Source organism: Microbacterium sp. A20 (assembly GCF_004794515.1).
Taxonomy (GTDB): Bacteria; Actinomycetota; Actinomycetes; order Actinomycetales; family Microbacteriaceae; genus Microbacterium.
In genome coordinates, this window is the sequence record NZ_SSDF01000052.1 from 64,038 (window position 1) to 72,683 (window position 8,646).

At 67.4% G+C, this 8,646-nt stretch carries 7 protein-coding genes; all 7 read left to right on the top strand.

Annotated features, from left to right (window positions below; all coding sequences use genetic code 11):
• Positions 1–24: 24 nt before the first annotated feature.
• On the top strand, positions 25–2,190 hold the full coding sequence (locus DW298_RS03955) for an RNA degradosome polyphosphate kinase (protein ID WP_136041177.1): 2,166 nt from the start codon (positions 25–27) through the stop codon (positions 2,188–2,190).
• The gene (locus DW298_RS03960; RefSeq protein WP_240745010.1) at positions 2,187–3,176 is read left to right on the top strand and encodes an NUDIX hydrolase; all 990 of its coding nucleotides are present in this window, start codon (positions 2,187–2,189) and stop codon (positions 3,174–3,176) included. Before DW298_RS03955 ends, DW298_RS03960 begins: the two co-directional genes overlap by 4 nt.
• A gap of 171 nt (positions 3,177–3,347) precedes the next feature.
• Positions 3,348–4,451: a phosphate ABC transporter substrate-binding protein PstS gene (locus DW298_RS03965; RefSeq protein ID WP_136041178.1), complete on the top strand. Its 1,104-nt coding sequence runs from the start codon at positions 3,348–3,350 to the stop codon at positions 4,449–4,451.
• A gap of 105 nt (positions 4,452–4,556) precedes the next feature.
• On the top strand, positions 4,557–5,534 hold the full coding sequence (gene pstC / locus DW298_RS03970) for a phosphate ABC transporter permease subunit PstC (protein ID WP_136041179.1): 978 nt from the start codon (positions 4,557–4,559) through the stop codon (positions 5,532–5,534).
• Position 5,535: 1 nt separating this feature from the next.
• Positions 5,536–6,633, top strand: a complete 1,098-nt coding sequence (gene pstA, locus DW298_RS03975; protein ID WP_136041180.1) for a phosphate ABC transporter permease PstA — start codon at positions 5,536–5,538, stop codon at positions 6,631–6,633.
• A 29-nt stretch (positions 6,634–6,662) separates the two neighbouring features.
• On the top strand, positions 6,663–7,442 hold the full coding sequence (gene pstB, locus DW298_RS03980; protein WP_116635803.1) for a phosphate ABC transporter ATP-binding protein PstB: 780 nt from the start codon (positions 6,663–6,665) through the stop codon (positions 7,440–7,442).
• Positions 7,443–7,712: 270 nt separating this feature from the next.
• Complete coding sequence (locus tag DW298_RS03985; RefSeq protein ID WP_240745011.1) at positions 7,713–8,531, top strand: DUF559 domain-containing protein; 819 nt, start codon at positions 7,713–7,715, stop codon at positions 8,529–8,531.
• Positions 8,532–8,646: the final 115 nt, after the last annotated feature.

Consider the following 8,646-nt stretch of genomic DNA (forward strand, 5'->3'; position numbering starts at 1 on the left):
CCCGGCGGTGCTTAGATGTACCCCATGATCGATCCCGCACTCGCCGACGCCGGCCTCGGAGACGCCGAAGACGATGACTTCGACGCCATCGAGTCGCCCGACTCCCAGCTCCCGGACCACCGCTACCTGGATCGCGAGCTGAGCTGGCTCGCGTTCAACCAGCGCGTGCTGGAGCTCGCCGAGGATCCGTCGCTGCCCGAACTCGAACGGGCCAACTTCCTGGCGATCTTCGCCAGCAACCTCGACGAGTTCTTCATGGTGCGCGTGGCGGGCCTCAAGCGGCGCATCATGACCGGGCTCGCCGTGCCGACCAACATCGGCCGCTCCCCCGTCGACGCACTCGCGGACATCTCCCGCGAGGCGCACGCCCTGCAGCTGCGTCACGCGGATGCATGGATCTCGCTGGTCCGCCCTGCCCTCGCGGAATCCGGCGTCGAGATCACCGACTGGACCGAACTCACCGACGGCGAGCGCTCCGCGCTGTCCGAGTACTTCCAGGCCCAGGTGTTCCCGGTGCTCATGCCGCTCGCGGTCGACCCGGCTCACCCGTTCCCGTACATCTCCGGCCTGTCGCTGAACCTCGCGATCCGCATCCGCAACGCGCGAACCGGTCGGCAGGAGTTCGCCCGCCTCAAGGTCCCACCCATGCTCCCCCGCTTCGTCGAGGTGCCCGGCGGCGGCGAGATCAAGCGGTTCCTTCGCCTGGAGGAGCTCATCGCGAACCATCTGGGCGATCTGTTCCCCGGCATGGAGGTGCTCGACCACCACGCGTTCCGTCTGACGCGCAACGAAGACGTGGAGATCGAGGAGGACGAGAGCGAGAACCTCATCCAGGCCCTCGAGGCCGAGCTGCTCCGCCGCCGGTTCGGTCCGCCGATCCGCCTAGAGATCACCGACGACATGGATGACGTCACGATGGACCTGCTGGTCCGCGAGCTCGACATCACCGACCTGGAGGTCTACCGCCTCCCCGGCCCGCTCGATCTGCGCGGCCTGTTCGATCTGTCCCGCATCGACCGCCCAGACCTTCGCTACCCGCCGCACCTGCCCACCACAGCCGTGGCCTTCCAGCCCGCGGGATCGAGCAACCGCGCCGACATCTTCAAGGCCATCCGCAAATCGGACGTGCTCGTGCACCATCCGTACGAGTCGTTCACCACCAGCGTGCAGGCGTTCCTCGAGCAGGCCGCGCGCGACCCGCACGTTCTCGCCATCAAGCAGACGCTGTACCGCACGTCCGGTGACAGCCCCGTCGTGCAGGCGCTGATCGACGCCGCCGAGGCCGGAAAGCAGGTGCTGGCGCTCGTCGAGGTGAAAGCCCGATTCGATGAGGCCAACAACATCGTCTGGGCACGCAAGCTCGAGAAGGCCGGCGTGCACGTGGTCTACGGACTCGTCGGGCTCAAGACGCACTGCAAGCTCGCCCTCGTCATCCGCGAGGAAGACGGCAAGCTCCAGCACTACTCCCACGTCGGCACCGGCAACTACAACCCGAAGACCAGCCGCATCTACGAGGACTTCGGTCTGTTCACCGCCGATGCGCAGGTCGGCAAAGACCTGACGCGACTCTTCAACGAGCTCAGCGGCTACGCCATCGAGAAGAAGTTCAAGCGTCTCCTCGTCGCTCCGCTGCACCTCCGGAAGGGCCTCGTCCGCCAGATCGACGCCGAACGCCGGAACGCCGAGGCCGGCGTGCCTGCCCACATCCGCATCAAGGTGAACTCGATGGTCGACGAGGAGATCATCGACGCGCTCTATCGCGCGAGCGCCGCGGGCGTGAAGGTCGACGTCTGGGTGCGCGGCATCTGCAGCCTGCGCACCGACCTCGACGGCATCAGCGACAACATCACCGTGCGCAGCATCCTCGGGCGCTACCTGGAGCACTCGCGCATCTTCGCCTTCGAGAACGGCGGAGACCCGCAGGTGTACATCGGCAGCGCCGACATGATGCACCGCAACCTCGACCGTCGCGTCGAAGCGCTGGTGCGGGTCACCGACCCCGCGCACCTGAAGGAGCTGCAGACGTTCTTCGACCTGGCGATGGATGCCGGGACGACGTCGTGGCACCTGGGCGCCGGAGGCGTGTGGGAGCGCCACGCCGTCGACGCGGACGGCAAGCCCCTGATCGACCTGCAGGATAAGACCATGGGGTTGATCCAGAGGCGTCGCCGCGCACGGGCGGTGCGATGACCGGGCGGCAGCTGCAGCTCCCGCCCGACACCGCGACCGGCTCGAAGTGGGCGGACAAAGCCGTGTACGCCGCGGGGGCCGTGGTCTGGCGCCTCGTCGACGGCAAGCTGCGGATCCTCCTGATCCACCGCACGAAGTATCGCGACATCACGCTGCCCAAGGGCAAGGTCGATCCCGGAGAGATGCTCGCCGAGACCGCCGTGCGTGAGGTGCACGAGGAGACCGGCATCCGCGTCTCGCTCGGCGTCCCGGTCGGCGTCAGCCGCTATCACCTCGCCTCCCGGAAGCAGAAGGTCGTGCACTACTGGGCCGCCGAGGCGACCGAAGACGCGATCCGCGAGTCGACGTTCCTGCCCAACCGGGAGATCGCGGCGCTTGAGTGGGTCAGCGTCAAGAAGGCTCGTTCCCGCCTGAGCTACCCCGTCGACCTGGAGATCCTCGACTTCTTCACGATCCTCGTCGACGACGGCGTGCTCCGCACCTTCCCGGTGATCGCGCTGCGCCACGCGAAGGCGATGTCGCGATCGGACTGGGATCGCTCGGATGCCGCGCGACCGCTGACCGACCGCGGGCGCAAGCAGGCGAAGTCCATCGTCGGCCCCCTGCGCGCTTTCGGGGTGCGCAAGATCGTGACCAGCGATGCCGTGCGCTGCGTCGAGACGGTCACACCCCTCGCCAAGGCACTCGATCGCAAGCCCGTGCAGACGGAGAAGATCAGTCAGGACGCGTGGGAAGACGGCACCGCCGATCTCCGCTCTGTCGTCGGGCGTCGCGTCCGTTCCGGAAAGCCCGCTGTGCTGTGCAGCCACGGCCCGGTGCTTCCGGCACTGCTGTCGGAGATCGCCCTGGCCACCGGCACCGTCCACGGCTCGTATCTCGGCAGCGCCTCGGACCTGGAGCCCGCCGCGTTCTCCGTCGTCCACCTGTCGGCCACGAACCCCGGCTCGGGCATCATCGCGATCGAGACGCACATCCCCAAGGTCTGACGCTTCGACAAGCTCAGCGACCCAGGCCCGGAATCCCGCGGGAGCGCCCCAGAGAGTCGCCCGTCGTTCACCTGCCGTTCACCTGCTCGGGAGAGTCTCGTTAACCGTCGCCCATAGCGTCACTGTGTGCCCTGCACCGGGCCCCACCCATCCAAGATCGAAGGATCCACAGTGAAGATCTCCCGAATCGCACGAATCGGCGCCATCGGCGCCGTGGCCGCTCTCGCCCTCGCCGGCTGTGCCGCGAACGAAGGCGGAACGGGCGGCTCCAGCGAAGAGCCCTCCGAGTCCACGCTCTCCGGCACGATCGACGCCACCGGCGCGTCCTCGCAGGCCGCCGCCCAGGAGGCCTGGGTCGCCGCGTTCCAGAGCGCCAACCCCGATGTGACCGTCAACTACGAGCCGACCGGCTCCGGCACGGGTCGCGAGAACTTCCTCGAGGGCGGCAGCAACTTCATCGGCTCCGACCGCGCCTTCAACGACGAGGAGATCGCCGCCGGCGGCTTCGGCGCCTGCACGACCGACGACATCGTCGAGGTTCCCCTCTACATCTCGCCCGTCGCCGTCGCCTTCAACCTCGAGGGGGTCGACACCCTCAACCTGGATGCCGCCACCATCGCGGGCATCTTCGCCGGCACCATCAGCAACTGGAACGATCCGGCCATCGCCGCCCTGAACGACGGCGTCGAGTTGCCCGACCTGGCGATCTCGCCGGTGCACCGCTCCGACCCCTCCGGCACGCAGGAGACGTTCACCAAGTACCTGAGCGCCACCGCCGGTGACATCTGGACCTACGAGCCGGCCGACGTCTGGCCGATCCAGGGCGGCGAGGCCGCGCAGGGCACCTCGGGCGTCAAGCAGGCCATCACGGCCGGCAACGGAGCCATCGGCTTCCTCGACGCATCGCAGGCCGACGGTCTCGGCCAGGTCGCGGTGGGCGTCGGCGAGGAGTTCGTCCCCTACTCCGCCGAGGCCGCATCGAAGCTCGTCGAGAACTCCCCGCTGGCCGAGGGCCGCGGCGAGGCCGACCTCGTCTTCGACGTCGACCCGGCTTCTGCGGCCGACGGCGCCTACCCGATCGCCCTGGTCAGCTACCTCATCGGCTGCGAGCAGTACGAGGACAGCAACGTCGCGGAGCTCGTGAAGGAGTACTTCTCCTACATCGCGAGCGCCGAGGGCCAGGACGCCGCTGCGGAGAACGCCGGCAGCGCCCCGATCTCGGACGGTCTGCGCGAGCAGGTGCTGGCCGCGATCGACCTGATCCAGGTCGGCTGATCCAGCCGATCGACTGACGGCAGTGCCCCCGCGTCCTCATCGGGCGCGGGGGCACCTCCCGGTCAGAATCCGATCCATATCGACCCGGCCCGAAACAGGGAGATCATGAGCACGACCGCGCAGGCGCCCACACCGGCACCGATCAAGGCGCCGCCCGCACCGATCAAGGCGAAGCAGCGACTGGGCGACCGGGTCTTCTCGGGCACCGCGCTCGGGGCGGGGATCATCATCCTCATCGTCCTCGCGCTCGTCGCCGCCTTCCTCTTCATCCAGAGCCTTCCGGCGTTCCAGCTCGACACCACCGACAACCACATCCTCAAGGGCGAGTCCTTCTGGGTGTACGTGTGGCCGCTGGTCTTCGGCACGCTCTGGGCCTCGTTCATCGCCCTGCTCATCGCCGCCCCGATCGCCATCGGCATCGCGCTGTTCATCTCGCACTACGCGCACCGGCGACTCGCAGCCTTCCTCGGCTACGTCATCGACCTCCTCGCCGCCGTGCCTTCCGTGGTGTTCGGTCTCTGGGGCGGACTGGTGCTCGCTCCCCTGCTGCAGCCCATCTACGCCTGGTTGAACACGAACGCCGCCTGGGTCCCCTTCTTCGGCGGCCAGGTCTCGTCCACCGGCAAGACGATCCTCACCGCGGCCCTCGTGCTCGCGGTGATGTGCATCCCGATCATGACGGCCATCTGCCGCGAGGTCTTCCTGCAGACGCCGAAGCTCCATGAGGAAGCAGCCCTCGCGCTCGGCTCCACCCGGTGGGAGATGGTCCGCATGGCCGTGCTCCCCTTCGCGCGCGGCGGCATGGTGTCGGCAGCGATGCTGGCTCTCGGCCGCGCACTCGGCGAGACCATGGCCGTGACCATGGTGCTCTCCCCCTCGGCCGTCGTCAGCTTCCTGGTGCTCACCGCCACCAACCCCACGCCGATCCCCGCCAACATCGCTCTGGCCTTCCCCGAAGCGCACGGCACCGGTGTCAACACGCTGATCGCGACCGGCCTCATCCTCTTCGTCGTGACCTTCGCGGTCAATGCGCTGGCGCGCTGGATCGTCGCCCGCCGCGCCGAGTTCTCGGGAGCGAACTGACATGACCACCCTCACCGCCGCTCCCACCGCGTCCGGCACGGCGTCCCTCACCTCCGGCAAGCTGCCGAAGTGGGCTCCGTGGGCCCTGCTCGCGGCATCCTTCGCCATCTCCGCCGCGATCTTCGGGGTCGCTGCGGCCGCCGCCGGGTCCAGCCTCGCCGACTTCAACATCGTCGGCACCGCGATCGTCGGCATCCTGCTCTACATGATCATCATCACGGTGATCTCCTCGATCGCGGAGAGCCGCCGCAAGGCCGTCGACCGACTGATGACGGCCCTCGTCGCCACCGCGTTCCTGATCGCCCTGCTTCCGCTCGTGTCGCTGCTGTGGACGGTCGTGGCCAACGGCATCGAGCGGTTCGACGCCGAGTTCTTCAGCTACTCGATGCGCAACGTCGTCGGCGAGGGCGGCGGCATCGTGCACGCCATCTGGGGCACGCTCCTGATCACCCTGACGGCGACCGTGATCTCGGTGCCGATCGGCCTGATGACCTCGATCTACCTCGTCGAATACGGCCGGGGCAAGATCGCCAAGGCGATCACCTTCTTCGTCGACGTCATGACCGGCATCCCCTCGATCGTGGCCGGTCTGTTCATCTACGCCGTCTTCGCGCTGATCTTCAAGCCCGGCATCTCGATGGGATTCATGGGCGCGCTCGCACTCGCCGTGCTGATGACCCCTGTGGTCGTGCGCGGTAGCGAGGAGCTGCTGCGGATCGTGCCGAACGAGCTTCGCGAGGCGTCCTACGCGCTCGGAGTGCCGAAGTGGCTGACGATCCTCAAGGTCGTGCTGCCGACCTCGATCGCCGGCATCACGACCTCGATCATGCTCGCCATCTCCCGCGTCATCGGCGAGACCGCGCCCCTGCTGCTCACCGCGGGCTTCACGCAGAGCATGAACCTGAACATCTTCAACGGCCAGATGATGACGTTGCCGGTGTTCGCCTACAACCAGTACATGAACCAGGGCACGAGTCCCGATGCCGCCGTCGCGCGCGCCTGGGCCGCCGCCCTCACCCTCATCCTCATCGTCATGGTCCTGAACCTTCTCGCGCGTCTCATCGCGAAGTTGTTCGCCCCGAAGGTCTCCGGCCGCTGAGCGCCCGACCACTCAGAACAGGAATCCACGTGTCCAAGAGCATCGAAGTCAACGACCTCAACGTCTACTACAGCAGCTTCCTCGCGGTGGAGGGCGTCTCCCTCGACATCCAGCCGCGGAGCGTCACCGCCTTCATCGGCCCCTCGGGCTGCGGCAAGTCCACGTTCCTGCGCACCCTGAACCGCATGCACGAGGTCATCCCCGGCGCACGCGTCGAAGGCGAGGTGCTGCTCGACGGCAAGGACCTCTACGGTCCCGGTGTCGACCCGGTGCTCGTGCGCCGTCAGGTCGGCATGGTCTTCCAGCGGCCGAACCCGTTCCCCACGATGTCCATCAAGGAGAACGTGCTCGCAGGCGTGAAGCTCAACAACTCGCGCATGTCCAAGAGCGACCAGGACGCCCTGGTGGAGAAGTCGCTCACCGGTGCGAACCTGTGGAACGAGGTCAAGGACCGCCTCGACCGCCCGGGCTCCGGCCTGTCGGGCGGACAGCAGCAGCGTCTGTGCATCGCGCGCGCGATCGCCGTGTCGCCCGAGGTGCTGCTCATGGACGAGCCGTGCTCGGCCCTCGACCCGATCTCGACCTACGCGATCGAGGAGCTGATCGGCGAGCTCAAGAACGAGTTCACGATCGTGATCGTCACGCACAACATGCAGCAGGCGTCGCGCGTGTCCGACAAGACGGCCTTCTTCAACATCGCCGGCACGGGCAAGCCGGGGAAGCTCATCGAGTACGACGACACCACGAGCATCTTCACGACCCCGTCCGTGCAGGCCACCGAGGACTACGTCTCCGGCCGCTTCGGTTGAGCTGAGGTTCACTGCCACTGCCTTCCGCCACTGCCACTGAAGGGCTCGGGTGTCGCGGCATCCGGGCCCTTCCTGCATGTCCGCCGGCACAGCTTCGGAGATCGGACGATGACACGCCGATGCGAGCATCCACTCTCCGGGGTGTCGCGCGCGATCTCCGAAGTTGTGCTCCTGAATCAACCTTCCTGCACAGGTAGCGAGTCGCCCGTGATCTCCCCGCGTTGCGGGGCCGGGGTCATGATGCGAACCGCGGGCGGGCACTCTCGAAGCATGTGCGGTGCTGCGGGTGATCAGGTGTGGATGTACGGCACGCTGCGTCGGCGGATGCGGCGCGCGGAGATAGCGCGCCTCGCTCGGGACGGCCACCTCATCCACCTGCGCCGTGGCGTCTACGCGAGTTCTGACGCGTGCCGGGATGTTCTCGACGCTGCGGCTCACGGCGGTGTGATCGGCTGCGAGTCAGCCGCGCGGCACCTTGGACTCTGGGTACTCGATTCACCGCAGCTGCATGTCTGGATGTACGGCGACCGCCATCAGTACACGCACGGCGACGAACCGTGTTCCTGCATCGCGCATTGGGACGACGCTCCGCGCGCATCGGCGTTCGCGCTCCCTTCGGTCCCGCGAGTACTGTGGCAGATCTTCCGATGTCGCGGCGAAGAGCGCTTCTTCGTCGCGCTTGAGTCCGCGCGGCGGCAAGGTCTGATCGACGCGTCCGGTCTGCGGTGGTTGCGACAGGCGCTGGGAAGGAAAGGCCGAGATCTGGTGGCGTTCTCTCGCACGGACTCGGACAGCGGATTGGAGTCGCTGCTTCGGCTGAGGCTGCGCGCATACGGCTGGAATGTCCGCACCCAGGTGTGGATCGTCGGTACGGGTCGTGTGGACCTCCTCATCGGGGATTGGCTCATCGTCGAAGCAGATGGCCGGGCGAATCACGATCCTCGCTCCCTCCGTCACAAGGACTTGGTCCGAGATGCCAACGCCGCCGCGTGGGGGCACGCGACGCTGCGATTCGACTACGCGATGATCGTGCACGATTGGGATCTCGTCGAGCGCGCGATCGTCGAGACCCTACGGCAGCGCCGCTGACACGACCCCTCCCGCGGCATCCGTCCGGCGACACAACTTCGGATCTCGTGGCCGACACCCCGTTGGCTGGAACCGATCCTCGGCGCGTCGGCGACGATCTCCGAAGTTGTGTCGC

Bases quoted from the DNA above. Each gene is read 5' to 3' on its own strand.
- DW298_RS03985 (WP_240745011.1), top strand. From the start codon at position 7,713: ATGTGCGGTGCTGCGGGTGATCAGGTGTGGATGTACGGCACGCTGCGT.
- DW298_RS03960 (WP_240745010.1), top strand. From the start codon at position 2,187: ATGACCGGGCGGCAGCTGCAGCTCCCGCCCGACACCGCGACCGGCTCG.
- pstA (WP_136041180.1), top strand. From the start codon at position 5,536: ATGACCACCCTCACCGCCGCTCCCACCGCGTCCGGCACGGCGTCCCTC.
- pstC (WP_136041179.1), top strand. From the start codon at position 4,557: ATGAGCACGACCGCGCAGGCGCCCACACCGGCACCGATCAAGGCGCCG.
- DW298_RS03955 (WP_136041177.1), top strand. From the start codon at position 25: ATGATCGATCCCGCACTCGCCGACGCCGGCCTCGGAGACGCCGAAGAC.